We start from the raw sequence: 16460 nt of genomic DNA, 5'->3' as shown, positions 1-16460 counted from the left end.
TTGGCTAGATGATGCCGCACATCGTTAAGTGCGGTAAAGCGTTTTTATAATGTGATAACCAAAGCGAGTTTTTACGATTGTTGGTGTTAAAATTTCACCACTAAATATAAACTTATCAAATTGCGCCACCATTTGGCCTTTCTTAAACTCCCCTAAGTCACCACCTTTTTTACCAGACGGACAACTTGAAAACTTTTTAGCAAGGGTTTGAAATTTTGCGCCTTTTTGTAACTGCTTCAATATATCTTCTGCTTGTTCTTTATGTTTCACCAATATATGAAGGGCATGTGCTGCTCTGGCCATGAATAATTCTCGATTAAATAAAACCGATTTTAGCATAGCGAGTTAAATAATTAGAAATAAGTAATAAAATAAAACTACTTTACAAGATCCAAGGTTTTTCAGACAATACGAACAATAATAATTAATTTAGAGAAATTATGGCATCTTTAACACATTTATTTAAAAATAATAAAGATTGGGCTGAACAAATTCGTAAAGAACAGCCTGACTTTTTCGACAAGTTATCAAAGCAACAATCTCCAGAGTATTTATGGATTGGTTGCTCTGACTCACGTGTACCAGCTAATGATTTATTAGGCATGTTACCTGGTGAAGTCTTTGTGCACCGTAATATTGCCAACCAAGTGATCCATACCGACTTAAACTGTTTGTCGGTAATTCAATTTGCGGTAGAAGTATTAAAAATAAAGCATATTATCGTTTGTGGTCACTACGGCTGTGGCGGTGTTGCTGCGTCGTTAGATGATAATCAACATGGCTTGATTGATAACTGGTTACGTCACATTAGCGATGTTTACCGTTTCCATAAAGAAGAATTGAAGCAATTAACCGGCGAAGCTTTAACTAATCGCTTATGCGAGTTGAACGTGGTTGAACAAGTAGGAAACGTTTCAAAAACAACAACGTTGATCAATGCTTGGAATACTGGCCAAGAAATTAGCGTACATGGATTTGTTTATAATTTGAAAGATGGAATTTTGAAAGATTTAGACGTTAGCGTAGATTCAAACATCTAATAAATACGCCTTAATAATCAAATAAAAAAAGCTCAAATCTGACATTCAGATTTGAGCTTTTTTATTTAAAAGAATATAAACCTAACCGCTCTATTCAAACTCTTCCAGCATGTCGTCAAGGTCATCTTCTTCTTCCTGATCGACTACTATAGGCGGGTTACCATCGTGCAAACGGTAATTAATATTTTGAAAATAAGCATTTTTAACGAACTCATACGGGTCTAAAGAGTCATTTAATAACGCTTCTTGCTCGGCAAGTTGCCCACGAGTTTCTAACGCAATAACCAATCTACGTGCCACATTAGGCCAAAAATCAATTATTGCTAATGGCCAATAATAACCATCAACCAAATCACCTACTTCGTCTCTAACTGAACTAGGGCCTAGCACCGGTAACATTAAGTAAGGTCCATCGCCTACGCCGTATGTACCTAGCACTTCACCAAACTCTTCTTCTTCGCGTAATAAACCAGCGTGTTTAGCAATATCAAACCAGCCTAATAATCCCACGGTAGAGTTTAAAACAAATCGGCCTGTGGCTTTACCTGCGCGTTGAAATTTCAACTGCAGAAGGTTATTAATAACGGTAAATGGTTCATTCAAGTTTAGGGCAACATTATATACCCCCGAACGAACTGGTGATGGTACCCACTCGACATAAGCAGTGGATACAGGTTTAAATACATACTTGTCAGCATAATCCCAATTAAACGTCCATAATGGGCGGTTAATAGACTCAAGTGGATCTCGGGGATCTGAATAACTGTCGCCTTGTTCATTAGTGGTTGAACAAGCCGGTAACAGCAGTAGAGATAAAATTATGAAAATATTAGCAAACCAAGGTTTGAAATGCATAAAACGAAAGTCCCTTCATAACGGCGTATAATATGTATGTGCATATTATTAATCGTTACGTTTTAATTTTATTAGTATATGTAGCCAGTATTATAAACTGAGTTTTAGCTTCTGCCACGCATTAATTGCAATGTTCAAATGTAACAATTTGTTTTAACGGCTAAACAGGAAGCTCTATACCGCTTTCGCGCATTTTTGCTAATTTATAACGTAATGTTCTGGCGCTTATTCCTAAACGTTCAGCAACTTCTTTACGTGAACCATCGCAAGCTCGAAGCGCATCTAAAATAATTTGAAACTCTTGCTGTTTTAATTCACTTTCAAGATTTTCTTCTTCTTGGCTAGCGATGTAAACATCTTCACTTTTTGCTTCAACAAAATCTTCAATAAGTAAGTCATCGCTATCAATATCGGCACCAGTTTTCATGATAAGGGCTCGCTGAATTACGTTCTCTAATTCTCGAACATTACCAGGCCATTGATGGCTTACTATTTTAATTTCGGCAGCAGCTGTTAGGCTTACCTGTTCATTTTGACTAAATTGCTGAAGTATATGATGAGCTAACGGTAGGATATCTTCAGGTCTTTTACACAATGGTGGCCAAGTTAATGGGAAAACATTTAAGCGATAAAATAAATCTTCTCGAAATACACCTTCGCTTACGGCCTGTTTTAAATCTCGGTTACTTGTTGCAAGTACGCGCACATCTAAGTTAATTACCTTTCTTGAGCCTAAACGCTCTACTTCTCGCTCTTGAATAACTCGCAAGATTTTTGCTTGCAGACCTAAATCCATCTCAGTAATTTCATCTAATAAGATAGTACCGCCTTGAGCTTGCTCAAACTTACCTGGGCAAGCATTAACAGCTCCGGTAAAAGCGCCCTTCTCATAGCCAAACAGAGTAGCTTCAAGCATGTTTTCAGGAATAGCAGCGCAATTAATAGCAACAAAGGTATTATCAGCTCGATTAGAGTTGTTATGAATAAACTTAGAGAGAACTTCTTTACCTGAACCGCTGGGGCCAAGGATCATCACAGAAGCGTCTGTACTGGCGACTTTTTCAGCCAAACCAAGCAACTGAATGCTTTGTTTATCGACAGCGATTGGACGAGAGCTAACCACTTTCTCAACGGGCATATATTGGCTGATCATATTGATCAATACTTCTGGCGCAAAAGGTTTAGCAATATAATTACAAGCACCATCTTTCATTGCTTGCACTGCATCATCAATAGTTGCGTAAGCCGTCATGATCAGTACAGGTAAGTTTGGCCAACCAGTTTTAATATTTTTTAACAGGGCAAGACCACTCATGGCCCCCATCTGTACGTCTGAAACAACAATATCAACCTTGTGTTGTTTCAACAGCACCAATGCTGCCTCGCCAGAATCTGCTTCAATACAGTCAAATTCTGAAAGGTGTAAGGTATCGACTACGGCTTCGCGTAAACCAGGATCATCTTCGACGACTAGGACCACTTTACTGGTCATTACTGCCCCTTTATTTATTATTAGCTATTCAGTTTTATCTTTTTCAGTATTGAAAAGAGGCAATTTAATACAAAAATCTGCCCCTTCTCCAGTTTTACTCACTAATGATGCATCACCATGGTGAGCTTTAGCAACAGATTTTACTACTGCTAACCCTAATCCTGTCCCTTGAACTTTAGAAGTATAAAACGGTTCGAATATTTTTTCAGCTTCGGTTTCATCAATACCACGGCCATTATCTTGCACATGAATATGCAAAAAGTTATCTTTTTGATAGGCACGAACTTTTATAATTGCGTTACTTTCAATAACTTGTAATGAGTTGTGAATTAAATTTTGTATTGCCCCTTCAAGGGCACTTTTATTAGCTATTATTTGCAGGCTTTCATCTTCAATGGTTAAAATCAAATCGGCATGCACTTCATCAATTTGTGCTTCTACGCCTGCAATAGCATCGTCTAACAGTGATTTAATAGTAATAACCGCAACCACTTGTTTACCACCACTTTTAGCAAACAGCAGCATATCATTTACTTGTTGCTCTAAGTCTTGCAGCCTTGATGTTAATTTATCTTGAAAATTTTGACGTTTGTCACTAGACAGTGCTTTTGAACTTAAGTTAGAGCAATACAGCATTGCTGCCGATAAAGGCGTACGAATTTGATGAGCAAGTGTTGAAACCATACGACCTAACGCAGACAAGCGCTGCATTTGGCTTAATTTATCTTGTAATAAACGAGTTTCGGTTAAATCGGTAATTAAGATAAGCTGACCAGCTTGCGAGCCAAATGATGAAATATCAAGTTTCACGCGTCGGCCATCATTTAATGATACTTCGTGACCATCATCTGCTCTAGGTTTAAACGCAAGTTTTATTATATCAATCCAGGCTTGTTTTAGAAGTTCAACACCTAATAAGCTGCTGGCAACATTGTTCGCTTTAACGACGATACCGTCACCATCGATAATAACCACTCCAGCAGGCATTACATCAAATAATTGATTTAGCTGGTTAGATTGCAAACGCAACAAATCAAGCTCTCCCGAAAATGCTTCCGTGAGTAACTTCTTCTCCGCATGCTCTGAGACTGTCGACGATGTGGATTCGTTGTTATTATCTCCACGAGTCAAGCTCATATTCTACCTCTCCAACTTAACTAAGCATCTAATCTTTTAAAAAAAGCATTCCCTTTTGAATTAAGTATTATCGCTTAATTCAGTTTGCTTTATAAACCTGCGCTAACTTAGCTAACCTATCCATCATAGGGTAATTTTCTAGTCAGCAACAGCATTAATTTTTTTATGCTATTTAACAATAATGTAACTATTTTTTATTCTTTTAAAATCTCAACAACATTAGCAAGATTCATCGTTTGATCATTTTCAAAGTATAACCATACGTCATCACTGGTATGGTCAAAGGTAACACGAATTATTTTGTTATATGTCATCGCTTTAAGCTCAACAACCTTACCTTTGCTGATGCAAGAAACAATAAAACGATATTCCCCCTCAGGGGCAACAGAGCCTGTACGAGTTATTCCGTTCCAGGTAAAACTTACATCACCAATTAAATCGTCACCTAATGGAATTATACGAACAATATCGCCTTGTTCGTTTTCAACATAAACAAAAATATGATGGGCTTTGGATTTAATTTGTAAACGTCCGGTGGCAAATTCACCATACTCAATATAAAAATGACCATCTTCAACAAGAACGCTTCGCCCTATCAGAGAGCTGGCTTGTAAGGCTTTACTTGAGGAATTAATTTGTGGGTTGCTGTGCAGCTTATCGTTATACTCATCAATACTTTGACTAATTGATGATGCAAGTAACTGGGAGAATACTTCATCAGTATCCATGTCGTGCTTAACGGTAGTATCGATTGGCTCAGGGATAATATTGGCGAAGAAGTCCTGCAACTCTATGGTAGCCTGTTTGGCTACAGAATCACTCTGCTGACTTTTATTCAACAAATTCTGGCTTCCTGCCATGTGGTCACTTTGTTTATCTTCCACTAAAAAGTTCCAAGCTCGTCATAAAATGACAATTATTATTAGTCTCAATATAGAGTTTAATAGCCATAACTTCGCTAACTACTCTCCGACAATGGCACAAAGCTAAATAGTAAGCAAACGTATATCAAAATTCATACAAAAATTATGCCACAAAGCCATGATTGTATTAATTAAAAACAAATACAAAATTAGCTGCATAGTTTTTATACAAAAGTGATTGATTAGTACTTTTTAGCTGGCTAAAAAGCATATTTATTAAAATATAAATTGAGTTATTTCAGAATATAAAAAGCTACTAAAAAACATACTGTTCTTTTTTTATACAGAAAGTGTTTTGAGCGGCATAGCATTGCCGCTTAAATTTGTGATTTTGATACAAAATTGCCGATTATTGCCACTTGCCTATTTACAGACATTTAATAGATGATGTATTTTGGAAGAGTTGTAAACACAAAAAAAGTGTCTCTGTAGCTCAGCTGGATAGAGCAAGCGCCTCCTAAGCGCTAGGTCGGACGTTCGAATCGTCTCAGGGACGCCATTTCAATAATTAACGATGCACACTCATGGGTTGATCCAACTTAACTGCCATTCATGGCAAGTTGGCATTCCATCGTCCTTGATGCAAAAAAAAACCTCGCATGGCGAGGCTTTTAATGAAGCTGTAATAATTACTTATTATTTTTCTTCTTTTATAATTTCACTAACTTCCATGTCTTGAGCTGCATTCGAACTGGAAAAACCAGCTGATATGCCTAAAACTAACACCGCAATAAATACAGTACTAAGTTTTACCTCCCTCATAGACGTTTTGTTCATGACTTTAGCCTGAATATTTGTAGTTATTATTATTGTTGTTTATCAATCGTGTTACATAATTGATACAAAATAATGTATATGTTTTAAACAATACAAACAAGGTGTTTTTACATAAATATAGACTCAATTTTCTCAAGCTTTAACTAAAAACATAAACAAAAACAATTAAACAATATAAAAACAATAGCTTACAAAATATTTATTCAATTTTATTTTTTTTAATTTTTTTAATTATGAACTTTTATTGCACATAAATTCAAAAAGAGTTTAATTAAAACCATCACGTAAAAATAGAAGTGAAACTGAAAGTTTTCAGAGGAGGAACAAATATTCCCCTTCCTTATCAAAAACCAATTAAAGGGCTGATTTTTATAGCATTTCCACAAAAACATAAGCCCCCTTTAAAAACAACTTTTATTGCTTTTTAGCATTAATCGTAAACTTTACATAAAAAAGCCCTATTTTTGATTGCACCAAAGCTCTGTGTAGGCGAAAATACGCGTGTTTTTTTTAACCTAAAATTTATTTAAGTGGAGCACTTATGCCATCGCGTCAAGATCAGGCCAATGCAATTCGAGTTTTAAGTATGGATGCTGTCCAAAAAGCAAAATCTGGACACCCTGGTGCCCCAATGGGTATGGCAGATATTGCCCAAGCTTTATGGTGTGATCACCTTAAGCACAATCCTAACAATCCTAACTGGGTTGATCGTGACCGTTTCATTTTGTCTAACGGCCATGGCTCTATGCTTATATATTCATTACTGCACTTAACTGGCTATGATGTATCAATTGATGACTTAAAAGACTTCCGTCAATTACATTCAAAAACTCCAGGTCACCCAGAATATGGTTACACACCTGGTGTTGAAACAACTACCGGCCCATTAGGCCAAGGTATTACTAACGCTGTAGGCTTTGCAATCGCAGAGAAAACATTAGCGGCACAATTTAACCAAGATAACTTTGAAATTGTTGACCACCACACTTATACCTTTATGGGTGATGGTTGTTTAATGGAAGGTATCTCTCATGAAGCATGTTCTTTAGCGGGTACTTTAGGATTAGGCAAACTTATTGCATTTTGGGATGACAATGGCATTTCAATTGACGGTGAAGTTGAAGGTTGGTTTTCAGATGATACTCCAGCACGATTTAAAGCATACGGCTGGCAAGTTCTTTCAGTAGATGGTCACAATCCTGAAGAAATTCTTGCTGCAATTGTTGAAGCGAAAGCTGAATCAAACAAACCAACATTAATTTGTTGTAAAACTATTATCGGTTATGGCTCACCAAATAAAAGTGGTAGCCATGATTGTCACGGCGCTCCATTAGGCGATGACGAAATTAAAGCAACTCGTGAGTTCTTGAACTGGGAACACGCTCCTTTTGTTATTCCACAAGACATTAATGATGCATGGAATGGTCAAGAAAAGGGTGCAAGTGCAGAAGCTGCATGGCATGAGTTATTTGCTGGCTACAAAGCCGCACACCCTGAGCTGGCTGCTGAATTTGAACGTAGATCTTCTGGCCAATTACCTGAAAACTGGCAAGAATATACCAACAACTATATTCAAGACTTACAAAATAACCCTGCAAACGTTGCTACCCGTAAAGCTAGCCAAAACTGCTTAAATAGCTATGGTCCTATTTTACCTGAATTTATTGGTGGCTCTGCCGATCTAGCTGGCTCTAACCTTACGTTATGGTCAGGCTCAAAAGGCATTGAAGCAGATGACGCAAGCGGTAACTACTTATTCTACGGCGTACGTGAATTTGGTATGTCTGCGATTATGAACGGTATTGCCTTACACGGCAGCTTCATCCCTTACGGCGCAACATTCTTAATGTTTGTTGAATACGCGCGTAACGCTGTTCGTATGGCCGCATTAATGAAACAACGCAGTATTTTTGTTTATACACATGACTCTATCGGGTTAGGTGAAGATGGCCCTACGCATCAGCCAGTAGAACAAATTGCCAGCTTACGTATGACACCAAACCTGTACAACTGGCGTCCATGTGATGCAGTTGAGTCAGCAGTTGCTTGGAAGATGGCAATTGAACGTGTTGATGGTCCAACAACATTAACCTTTACCCGTCAAAATTTACAACAACAAGAACGCTCAACTGAGCAGTTAGCTAATATCGCTCGTGGTGGTTATATTCTAAAAGACTGTGCCGGCACACCAGATTTGATCTTAATTGCTACTGGCTCTGAAGTTGAATTAGCAATGGCGGCAAGCAAAGAGTTATCAGGTAAAAACATTCGTGTGGTATCTATTCCTTGTACTGAAGCGTTTGAAGCACAAGATGAAGCGTATCGTCAATCTGTACTTCCAAATGACGTTAGAGCTCGTATTGCCATAGAAGCTGGTATTGAAGATTACTGGCATAAATATGTTGGTTTTGATGGTCGTATTATCGGTATGAAAACGTTTGGTGAATCAGCTCCTGCAAATGAGCTATTTGAATTATTTGGCTTTACCGTAGAAAACGTAATTAACACTGCAAAAGAGTTATTAGGATAACGATAAAAAGGCCGGTATTATAATCGGCCTTTTTAACATATTAATTAACTATCATGACAATAAAAATAGCAATAAATGGCTTTGGCCGCATTGGCCGAAGTATTTTACGAGCGCTTTATGAAACCGGTCGCAACGATCAGTTTCAAATTGTTGCCATTAATGAATTAGCAAAACCTGAGGGAATTGCCCATTTATTAAAATATGACACCAATCATGGCCGCTTTGCTTATTCTGTTAGTTATGAAAACAACCAGTTAAATGTTGCGGGTGATGAAATTGCATTATTCCATCATAAAGAAATTGATGATTTACCTTGGCAACAACTAGACGTAGATATTGTTTTAGATTGTACGGGTATTTATCACAGTAAAGAGCATGCTTTAAAACACATTAAGCAAGGTGCTAAACAAGTTCTCTACTCGCAGCCAGCATTAACAGACGTAGATAAAACCATTATTTATGGTATTAACGATGAACAATTAACATCATCAGACGTTATTGTTTCTAATGGTTCATGTACAACAAACTGTATTGTACCTGTCATTCAAGTACTCGATCAGGCATTCGGCGTTGAAAGTGGCACTATTACAACCATTCATTCTTCTATGCATGATCAACAAGTAATTGATGCGTATCATGATGATTTAAGGCTGTCGCGAGCTGCAAGCCAGTCGATTATCCCGGTGGATACTAAATTATCCGTCGGTATTGAGCGAATATTACCTAAATTTTCAGGTCGGTTCGAAGCAATTGCCGTACGCGTACCAACAATTAATGTGACTGCTATGGACCTGAGTGTAACACTGGATACTGATGTAGACATAAACTCTGTAAACGACGCGATTGTAAATGGCCAACAGGGTAACTTGGCAGGAATATTAGGCTTTACTACTGAGCCTTTAGTGTCCAGTGACTTTAATCATGACCCACATTCTTCAATTGTTGATGGCAATTCAACACGGGTAAGTCATAAGCGCTTAGTAAAACTGTTAGTTTGGTGTGACAACGAATGGGGATTTGCCAATCGTATGCTAGATACCGCTCTAAGCATGCATCAGGCGCCGTAACATGTTTCAGATAGAGCAGATGAACATTACTTTAAAAAATTTAACGATTAAATATTATCCAACGGAGACTTACTATGTCAGTCATTAAAATGACCGATCTTGAACTTGCGAATAAACGAGTTTTAATACGCGAAGATTTAAACGTACCGGTAAAAGACGGTAAAATCACTTCAGATGCTCGCCTAAGAGCTGCATTACCTACATTAAAACTAGCTTTACAAGCCGGCGCTAAAGTAATGGTAATGTCACATTTAGGAAGACCAACTGAAGGTGAGTTTAATAGTGAGTTTTCGATGCAAGTGGTTGCTGACTATTTAGCAGAAGCACTTGCTCAACCAGTTAAGCTAGTTAGTGAATACCTAGACGGTGTAGAAGTCGCGGCTGGTGAATTAGTGATTTTTGAAAACATTCGTTTTAATAAAGGCGAAAAGAAAAACTGTGAACAGTTATCAGAAAAGCTTGCTGCCCTTTGTGATGTTTATGTAATGGATGCATTTGGTACAGCACATCGTGCACAAGCAAGTACTCATGGCGTTGCCAAGTTTGCACCAATAGCGTGTGCAGGTCCTTTGCTTGCTGGTGAATTAGAAGCATTAGGTAAAGCACTTGATAACCCTGCTCGCCCATTAGTGGCAATTGTTGGTGGTTCAAAAGTTTCGACTAAACTTACCGTACTAGAATCTCTAGCGACTGTAGTTGATCAACTTGTTGTTGGCGGTGGTATTGCCAACACATTTATTGCAGCACATGGCCATCAAGTAGGTAAATCATTATATGAAGCTGACTTAATTGATGAAGCAAATCGCTTAACCGCCGACGCTAAAGCAAATAATGGTGATATTCCGGTGCCAACTGACGTTGTTGTAGCCAAAGAGTTTGCCGAAAGTGCAACTGCGACATTAAAACCAGTTGCAGAAGTTGCTGATGACGAAATGATTTTTGATATCGGCCCTGACTCTGCCAAAGCTCTGGCAACAATTATTGAAAATGCCGGAACTATCGTTTGGAATGGCCCTGTAGGTGTGTTTGAGTTTGACCAGTTTGGTGAAGGTACTAAAGCCATCGCTCAAGCCATTGCTAACTCAAGTGCATTCTCGATTGCTGGTGGCGGTGATACATTAGCGGCAGTAGATAAATACGATATTGCTGACAAAGTTTCTTACATCTCAACAGGTGGTGGAGCTTTCTTAGAGTTTTTAGAAGGTAAGAAATTACCTGCAGTTGCCATTTTAGAAGAACGTGCAGCTCAATAAACGCGCTCTATTAAACAGAATAAAATATATTTTTTTAACTTTAATCTATACTAAAAGTGGTGTTAACCGCTTATATTACACACAAAAGGAGTGTTGGTAATGGCTTTAATTTCGATGCGTCAAATGCTAGACCATGCAGCAGAGTTTGACTATGGTATTCCTGCGTTTAACGTAAACAACCTTGAGCAAGTACGTGCTATCATGCTTGCCGCTCGCGATACTGACAGCCCGGTAATTTTACAAGCGTCAGCTGGTGCTCGCAAATATGCAGGTGCACCTTTTTTACGTCACCTTATTCTTGCTGCTACTGAAGAGTTTCCAGAAATCCCAGTTGTTATGCACCAAGATCACGGTACATCGCCGGCAGTATGTCAGCGTTCAATTCAGCTTGGTTTTTCATCAGTAATGATGGATGGCTCACTAGGTGAAGACGGTAAAACACCTTCATCTTATGAATATAACGTAGACGTAACTCGCAGAACAGTTGAAATGGCTCACGCTTGTGGTGTTAGTGTTGAAGGTGAACTTGGCTGTTTAGGTTCATTAGAAACCGGCATGGCGGGTGAAGAAGATGGCATTGGTGCAGAAGGCGTATTAACTGCTGAGCAAATGCTAACAGATCCAGAAGAAGCGGCTGATTTCGTTCAAAAAACACAAGTAGATGCATTAGCTATCGCTTGTGGTACTTCACACGGTGCATACAAGTTTACTCGTCCACCAACAAGTGACATTTTATCTATTGATCGTATTAAAGCTATCCACGCACGTATTCCTAATACTCACTTAGTAATGCATGGCTCTTCTTCTGTTCCACAAGAATGGTTAGCTGTAATTAACGAATATGGCGGTAACATCCCTGAAACTTATGGTGTGCCGGTTGAACAAATTCAAGAAGGCATCAAAAACGGTGTTCGTAAAGTAAACATAGATACTGACTTACGTCTTGCTTCTACAGGTGCTGTGCGACGCTTTTTAGCGCATAACCCATCTGAATTTGACCCTCGTAAATTCTTACAAGTAACTACTGACGCTATGTACGATATTGTTAAAGCTCGTTATGAAGCATTTAATACTGCTGGTAATGCAAGCAAAATTAAATGTGTGTCTTTAGACACCATGTATAACCGATACATTAACGGCGAGTTAAACGCGTTAATCAAATAAATCAGCTAGTTAACTGTCTGTTTTATTAAAAAGGGCCTAAGGGTCCTTTTTTTATTGCCTTTTCTATTGAAAATTACTGGTCTGATTTGTCAACTTCGTTATAATGCTCTGGCTAAAACTTTTAATATAAAAATAACTTAAAGAAAGAATAGAGTTAAAAAACTTTATCTATTTATAAAATGAAAAATATTCTGCTCCTCTCATTATTCACTGGCGTTACATTTTCAGCTATTGCTCAAGATGAATCTTCTGTTCAATCTAGTAACGCAGAAGCGATAGACGCTATTGTTTCTTCATTATATGAAGAAGATAAACCCGACTGTTATCATTTCACCGATGAAGTGCCTCCTGAAGAATTTATCGGGTTTCCTGAATGTGATATCACTCCGTCGTCGATAAGCGGTGCTGTAGAAGTTGGCGCATTTTTCAATACTGGTGATAACGATTATGCCATTGGTATTGTAAAGTCTGATTTGAACCATGAAGTTGGTAAGATGCGAACTAATTGGAAAATGGAATTTTTTGGTCGTAAATCAGAATCTGAAGATGAAGATGGTGAGAAACGCTATGAAACAACAGATCAAAAATGGGGTAGTTCACTACAAAGTAACTACACCTTAGAAGAAGGTGGAAAAAATTACCTGTTTGGTTATGGCTCATATAAAACAGACCGCTTTAACGGTTTTGACTATCAAGCTTCAACTGCCGCAGGTTGGGGTCGTCGTTGGTATGAATCTGATACAGCCTTTTTTGATGCTGAGGTGGGTCCTGGTTTTAAAGTTGATGAAATAGCCGAGACGGATGATCATAACAATGAAACTGAAAAAGCAATCATAATACGTGCAGCTGCAACCTATGAGCGTAGTTTTTTTGATACTATGCAGTTCAAGCAGGTACTTTCTGCTGAATATACCCCAAAATCAGGGGAGAATAGTAAATACCGCTCTGAAAGTTCCATCACAACTAAACTAATTGAATCGTTAGCATTAAAGTTTGCCTTTTCGGTAGATCACAATACAGAAGTTGAAGATGACATTTCCAATACTCGTACAGAAACCTCACTTACGTTGGTTTACAGTATTTAAAAGTTTCTAATAAAGCCCGTGAATTCGGGCTTAATACCGCATATACAGCTCACTTTTTTAAGCAAGTAATACGTTCACCTCTAGCAAACACGCAGTAATTCATGTAATTTATACTTTTTATCTGTGTATTAATTTCATGAATATTACAAAAATAGATCTAAATCTACTCGTCGCTTTCGATATGCTTCTACGTGAAAAGAACGTCACTAAAGCAGCTAATCACCTTGGTATTACCCAACCAGCAATGAGCAACAGCTTAAAGCGCCTCAGAAATTTATTAAGCGACCCGGTTTTAGTTAGAACATCCGATGGTATGGTTGCAACCGAAAGAGCGAACTCTTTAGCACCTAAAATTCGTAAAATTTTATTAGAAACCAAGGAAGCATTACAAACGGTTGAAGATTTTGAGCCATTAAGTAGTAGACGGGTTTTTAGGTTAATGGCCAGTGACTATGCTGCATCTACCCTACTTCCAAAGCTGTTAGAACATATTAATAAAATAGCGCCAAACATTACTATAGATATCATGACTCCCAGCGATGTAACGTTTCATGACGTTGAAGATGGAAAAATAGATATGGCGATTAATTTATTTGATCAATTACCACAATCATTCCATCAAAAAGTACTTTGGCGTGATGGTTTTTCATGCTTAACAAGAAGCTCAAACCCCATTTTAGAAAACTTTGATTTAAACAGTTACCTGGCTAGCAAACACGTTTGGGTTTCTAAAACAGGATTTGGAGTTGGCTTGGGCATGAACCCGAAAGATGTACAAAAACTTGGCTGGGTAGATGAAGCACTTGCAAGTATTGGCAAACAACGAGACATAAAAATATTTACTCGTAATTATCATGTGGCTATGCAATTAGCACATGACGATCAAATTATTGCTACCTTGCCCAAAAAGGCAGCAATGATCCATAACGAAAATGCAGGTTATGCTATTTTAGATGCACCATTTGCTATACCCGATATTGAATTAAAAATGATTTGGTCACCATTACTGCATCATGAGCCTAGCCATATATGGTTCAGACACTTAGTGGATGACGTTGCGAAGCAATGTTAAATAAAAAAGCAAGAAATAATGATTAATAGCCATTCATCGTATAAATACAGCAATTTGTCTAATAGCACTATCTTTTAACATTTAGTTAACATAAGTTACACTTAGCAAAAATATTTTACCTTTCTAATTCAGATGTGACTCAAATGGGGTGGGAACAATGAAGACGAATATTAACATTAAGAGTTTTTTATTAGCGGCATTAATAGGTATTGGATTACCAATGTCTGCTCAAGCCGTTGAAGACAGTAAAGTAAACTTCACTAAAGATATGCATGTAACTATAAAGACAGTTACCGGCAGCTACTTTAATGCTTACGACGCAATAATGAATAAACCATTAGCGCAATTAGTGGTAGTAGATAATTTTTCTGCATATAGTTCACACCCAGTAAAAACATCAAACAGTGTTTTTGCTATGGCTATGCGAGCTCAAGATAAAATTCAGTACTTCATGGCACTGGTAGATAGTGTATTTGCTCAAGATGAAAATGAAAATATAGATCAAGAATGTAAAACTACTAGGCTTGTTAACCTATTTTTTTAATTCCGTTATTCAATTAACAATTTAATCTTTTGTTTTTGAGCGTTGAGGGTTAACCCTACCACCAGTAACCAAATCAGCGCGCCCTTCTTCTTTAGCTTTTTCAGCTCGACGTTTACGAACTTCTTTTGGATCAGCAATAAGTGGACGATATATCTCTATTCTATCGCCATCTTCAACTATTTGACCTAGCTTTACAGCTCTATTCCAGATACCAACTTTGTTAATGGCTAAATCGATTTCTTCATACTTTTGACAAATACCTGACTCTGCAATAGCTTGCTCTACCGTAGATTGTGCATCGATCTGTAACGATAACAATGTTTGCTGTTTAGGCAGGCCATATACAAGCTCTATCGCAATTTGTTCAACTGACATTCTAATAAACCTCTTTAGCTCTATTGGTAAAAGCTGACACCATGTTGTTGGTTAGACTATCAAATATACGTCCAAAAGCCATCTCTATCAGTTTATTTGAAAATTCATAATCTAATACGAGCTCAACTTTACACGCTTCATCACTTAACGGCGTTAATAACCAATATCCAGATAGCGTTTTGAATGGACCATCTTTTAAATTCATATTGATTTTTTTGTTCAGCTCTAAAGTATTCTCGGTGGTAAACCATTTTTTTACCCCCCCTTTTGATACTAACAACGATGCAGTCATTTTATCATCGGTTTGTGAGATAAGTTTTGAATCGCTACATCCGGGTAAAAATTTAGGGTATGAAACCACATCATTAATTAATTTATACATATCTGCAGCACTGTACATAACCAATGCGTGTCGATTTATTGCTGGCATTTACTTCCCCTGTTAATACCGATATTTATATCGATATTATTGATTTGTTTATAATAACAAAGGCAAAATAAAAGCTCACCATATCAAGCAATTATTTTTCATCTATTTTTCTGAAAAATTTAAATCTATGAGTATCAATGTATGAATTCTTACGTATAATAGGCGCCATTATGGCAAAGAAAAAATCTAAACAACCAAGTAACACTATCGCTTTAAACAAAAAAGCGAGGCATGAATACGCCCTTGAGGATAAATTTGAAGCTGGCATGAGTTTGCAAGGCTGGGAATTAAAAAGTATTCGCCAAGGAAAAGTGAATATTTCCGACTGTTACGTATTTATTAAAAACCGAGAAGCGTACCTTCTTGGTGCTGAAATTCACCCGTTATTATCTGCTTCATCGCATGTAGTGTGTGATCCAACCCGTGATCGTAAACTGCTATTAAACCGCAGAGAACTCGACCGCTTAATTGGCGCAGTTGATCGTCAAGGCTATTCATTAATTGCAACCGCAATGTATTGGAAAAAGAACTGGGTAAAACTCGAGTTCTGTCTTGGTAAGGGTAAGAAAACTCATGACAAACGTGCTGACATTAAAGATAGAGAATGGAAAGTTGATCAAGGTCGACTAATGAAGCAAAAATCTCAATAGTATTTGCATTGCAAAGAATCTATATAAACGCCAGTTTAACTTGTTTAAACTGGCGTTTTTTCATTC

Annotated in this window: 17 protein-coding genes and 1 tRNA gene; 10 read left to right on the top strand and 8 right to left on the bottom strand. The window is 37.6% G+C overall.

The features are described from left to right. Positions 1–24: 24 nt before the first annotated feature. Positions 25–303 (bottom strand): peptidylprolyl isomerase, encoded by a 279-nt coding sequence (locus RI845_RS06120; protein ID WP_348388862.1) that lies wholly within the window; start codon positions 301–303, stop codon positions 25–27. Positions 304–440: 137 nt separating this feature from the next. On the opposite strand from RI845_RS06120, the gene can reads away from it, so the two are divergent. Next, positions 441–1040 carry a carbonate dehydratase gene (gene can / locus RI845_RS06115; RefSeq protein ID WP_348388861.1) on the top strand — a complete coding sequence of 200 codons (600 nt, stop codon included), beginning with the start codon at positions 441–443 and terminating at the stop codon, positions 1038–1040. Between the two features lie 90 nt (positions 1041–1130). On the opposite strand, the gene RI845_RS06110 is transcribed toward can, so the two are convergent. From RI845_RS06110 to RI845_RS06095, 4 genes are all read right to left on the bottom strand, one after another. Then, complete coding sequence (locus tag RI845_RS06110) at positions 1131–1895, bottom strand: MlaA family lipoprotein (RefSeq protein ID WP_348388860.1); 765 nt, start codon at positions 1893–1895, stop codon at positions 1131–1133. A 160-nt stretch (positions 1896–2055) separates the two neighbouring features. Next, complete coding sequence (locus RI845_RS06105) at positions 2056–3387, bottom strand: sigma-54-dependent transcriptional regulator (RefSeq protein ID WP_348388859.1); 1332 nt, start codon at positions 3385–3387, stop codon at positions 2056–2058. Positions 3388–3411: 24 nt separating this feature from the next. After that, positions 3412–4524, bottom strand: a complete 1113-nt coding sequence (locus tag RI845_RS06100; protein ID WP_348388858.1) for a sensor histidine kinase — start codon at positions 4522–4524, stop codon at positions 3412–3414. Positions 4525–4718: 194 nt separating this feature from the next. After that, positions 4719–5408, bottom strand: a complete 690-nt coding sequence (locus RI845_RS06095; RefSeq protein WP_348388857.1) for a flagellar hook assembly protein FlgD — start codon at positions 5406–5408, stop codon at positions 4719–4721. Positions 5409–5869: 461 nt separating this feature from the next. On the opposite strand from RI845_RS06095, the gene RI845_RS06090 reads away from it, so the two are divergent. Next, a tRNA-Arg gene (locus RI845_RS06090) sits at positions 5870–5946 on the top strand. A 137-nt stretch (positions 5947–6083) separates the two neighbouring features. Here RI845_RS06090 and RI845_RS06085 read toward each other — a convergent pair. After that, positions 6084–6224, bottom strand: a complete 141-nt coding sequence (locus tag RI845_RS06085) for a hypothetical protein (RefSeq protein WP_348388856.1) — start codon at positions 6222–6224, stop codon at positions 6084–6086. Positions 6225–6765: 541 nt separating this feature from the next. On the opposite strand from RI845_RS06085, the gene tkt reads away from it, so the two are divergent. The 7 genes from tkt to RI845_RS06050 all read left to right on the top strand — a co-directional run bounded on the left by tkt (position 6766) and on the right by RI845_RS06050 (position 14939). Further along, positions 6766–8754 (top strand): transketolase, encoded by a 1989-nt coding sequence (gene tkt, locus RI845_RS06080; protein ID WP_348388855.1) that lies wholly within the window; start codon positions 6766–6768, stop codon positions 8752–8754. A gap of 53 nt (positions 8755–8807) precedes the next feature. Next, positions 8808–9821 carry an erythrose-4-phosphate dehydrogenase gene (gene epd / locus RI845_RS06075; RefSeq protein WP_348388854.1) on the top strand — a complete coding sequence of 338 codons (1014 nt, stop codon included), beginning with the start codon at positions 8808–8810 and terminating at the stop codon, positions 9819–9821. 74 nt (positions 9822–9895) lie between these two features. Continuing rightward, positions 9896–11074 (top strand): phosphoglycerate kinase, encoded by a 1179-nt coding sequence (locus RI845_RS06070; protein ID WP_348388853.1) that lies wholly within the window; start codon positions 9896–9898, stop codon positions 11072–11074. A gap of 99 nt (positions 11075–11173) precedes the next feature. Continuing rightward, positions 11174–12238 carry a class II fructose-bisphosphate aldolase gene (gene fba / locus RI845_RS06065; RefSeq protein WP_348388852.1) on the top strand — a complete coding sequence of 355 codons (1065 nt, stop codon included), beginning with the start codon at positions 11174–11176 and terminating at the stop codon, positions 12236–12238. Between the two features lie 179 nt (positions 12239–12417). Continuing rightward, positions 12418–13323, top strand: a complete 906-nt coding sequence (locus RI845_RS06060) for a DUF481 domain-containing protein (RefSeq protein WP_348388851.1) — start codon at positions 12418–12420, stop codon at positions 13321–13323. A 136-nt stretch (positions 13324–13459) separates the two neighbouring features. Beyond that, positions 13460–14395, top strand: a complete 936-nt coding sequence (locus RI845_RS06055) for a LysR family transcriptional regulator (protein ID WP_348388850.1) — start codon at positions 13460–13462, stop codon at positions 14393–14395. Between the two features lie 157 nt (positions 14396–14552). Beyond that, on the top strand, positions 14553–14939 hold the full coding sequence (locus tag RI845_RS06050; RefSeq protein WP_348388849.1) for a hypothetical protein: 387 nt from the start codon (positions 14553–14555) through the stop codon (positions 14937–14939). Between the two features lie 21 nt (positions 14940–14960). Here the strand turns inward: RI845_RS06050 and RI845_RS06045 are convergent, their stop codons facing one another. Continuing rightward, a complete protein-coding gene (locus RI845_RS06045; RefSeq protein ID WP_348388848.1) occupies positions 14961–15314 on the bottom strand; it encodes an RnfH family protein in 354 nt (117 codons plus the stop codon). 1 nt (position 15315) lies between these two features. Continuing rightward, entirely contained in the window at positions 15316–15744 is a 429-nt protein-coding gene (locus RI845_RS06040; protein WP_348388847.1) for a type II toxin-antitoxin system RatA family toxin, read from the bottom strand. 170 nt (positions 15745–15914) lie between these two features. Between RI845_RS06040 and smpB the strand changes: the two genes are divergently transcribed. Continuing rightward, positions 15915–16394: an SsrA-binding protein SmpB gene (smpB, locus tag RI845_RS06035; protein WP_348388846.1), complete on the top strand. Its 480-nt coding sequence runs from the start codon at positions 15915–15917 to the stop codon at positions 16392–16394. Positions 16395–16460: the final 66 nt, after the last annotated feature.

Origin of the sequence: Thalassotalea nanhaiensis, assembly GCF_031583575.1 — a bacterium.
In the GTDB taxonomy this organism is placed as follows: Bacteria; Pseudomonadota; Gammaproteobacteria; order Enterobacterales; family Alteromonadaceae; genus Thalassotalea_A; species Thalassotalea_A nanhaiensis.
The sequence above is the reverse complement of the archived record's forward strand: the minus strand, read 5'-3'. Positions and strand labels throughout refer to the sequence as shown.

What these genes read in the sequence shown, in the direction of transcription:
- RI845_RS06050 (WP_348388849.1), top strand. Translation starts at nt 14,553, where the DNA reads ATGAAGACGAATATTAACATTAAGAGTTTTTTATTAGCGGCATTAATA.
- smpB (WP_348388846.1), top strand. Translation starts at nt 15,915, where the DNA reads ATGGCAAAGAAAAAATCTAAACAACCAAGTAACACTATCGCTTTAAAC.
- RI845_RS06040 (WP_348388847.1), bottom strand. Translation starts at nt 15,744, where the DNA reads ATGCCAGCAATAAATCGACACGCATTGGTTATGTACAGTGCTGCAGAT.
- RI845_RS06055 (WP_348388850.1), top strand. Translation starts at nt 13,460, where the DNA reads ATGAATATTACAAAAATAGATCTAAATCTACTCGTCGCTTTCGATATG.
- RI845_RS06120 (WP_348388862.1), bottom strand. Translation starts at nt 303, where the DNA reads ATGGCCAGAGCAGCACATGCCCTTCATATATTGGTGAAACATAAAGAA.
- RI845_RS06110 (WP_348388860.1), bottom strand. Translation starts at nt 1,895, where the DNA reads ATGCATTTCAAACCTTGGTTTGCTAATATTTTCATAATTTTATCTCTA.
- fba (WP_348388852.1), top strand. Translation starts at nt 11,174, where the DNA reads ATGGCTTTAATTTCGATGCGTCAAATGCTAGACCATGCAGCAGAGTTT.
- RI845_RS06045 (WP_348388848.1), bottom strand. Translation starts at nt 15,314, where the DNA reads ATGTCAGTTGAACAAATTGCGATAGAGCTTGTATATGGCCTGCCTAAA.
- RI845_RS06100 (WP_348388858.1), bottom strand. Translation starts at nt 4,524, where the DNA reads ATGAGCTTGACTCGTGGAGATAATAACAACGAATCCACATCGTCGACA.
- RI845_RS06105 (WP_348388859.1), bottom strand. Translation starts at nt 3,387, where the DNA reads ATGACCAGTAAAGTGGTCCTAGTCGTCGAAGATGATCCTGGTTTACGC.
- RI845_RS06085 (WP_348388856.1), bottom strand. Translation starts at nt 6,224, where the DNA reads ATGAACAAAACGTCTATGAGGGAGGTAAAACTTAGTACTGTATTTATT.
- can (WP_348388861.1), top strand. Translation starts at nt 441, where the DNA reads ATGGCATCTTTAACACATTTATTTAAAAATAATAAAGATTGGGCTGAA.
- RI845_RS06060 (WP_348388851.1), top strand. Translation starts at nt 12,418, where the DNA reads ATGAAAAATATTCTGCTCCTCTCATTATTCACTGGCGTTACATTTTCA.
- epd (WP_348388854.1), top strand. Translation starts at nt 8,808, where the DNA reads ATGACAATAAAAATAGCAATAAATGGCTTTGGCCGCATTGGCCGAAGT.
- RI845_RS06070 (WP_348388853.1), top strand. Translation starts at nt 9,896, where the DNA reads ATGTCAGTCATTAAAATGACCGATCTTGAACTTGCGAATAAACGAGTT.
- tkt (WP_348388855.1), top strand. Translation starts at nt 6,766, where the DNA reads ATGCCATCGCGTCAAGATCAGGCCAATGCAATTCGAGTTTTAAGTATG.